Raw genomic sequence first — 327 nt, 5'->3', positions numbered from 1 at the left:
CGACACCACATGCTCAGTTTCGTCCAGACGAATGAGCGCCCCTCTAATCAGCGGACCACTCGAGAGATCAAACGGTTCGCTCGCCTGCGTTCGCAGTTCCGCCTGCAAGCGCTGCTCCCGTTCATCGACTTCCAGCACTGACAAATCAATTAACGGGAACGCCATTTTCATCGACGGCTCTATCTCCTGCACCGCCAAACCGTCTTGCGTAACGAAGTGCGTGCGCAGCGACTCATGTCGACGCACCACCTCGTTGAGCGTCAAGCGCAGTGAGTCGACATTGAGATCACCGCTCAAGCGCACCATTGCCGGCACGTTGTATAACCC

General features: G+C 56.9%; 1 protein-coding gene. It reads right to left on the bottom strand.

All coding sequences use genetic code 11. The annotated features are described in order from the left end of the window. Positions 1-315, bottom strand: a 315-nt coding sequence (locus tag HB633_RS30705) for a condensation domain-containing protein (protein WP_346730396.1), incomplete at its 3' end; no start/stop codon positions are given. Between the last annotated feature and the right edge of the window lie 12 nt (positions 316-327).

The organism is Caballeronia sp. dw_276, assembly GCF_018449635.1.
Taxonomy (GTDB): Bacteria; Pseudomonadota; Gammaproteobacteria; order Burkholderiales; family Burkholderiaceae; genus Caballeronia.
The sequence above is the reverse complement of the archived record's forward strand: the minus strand, read 5'-3'. Positions and strand labels throughout refer to the sequence as shown.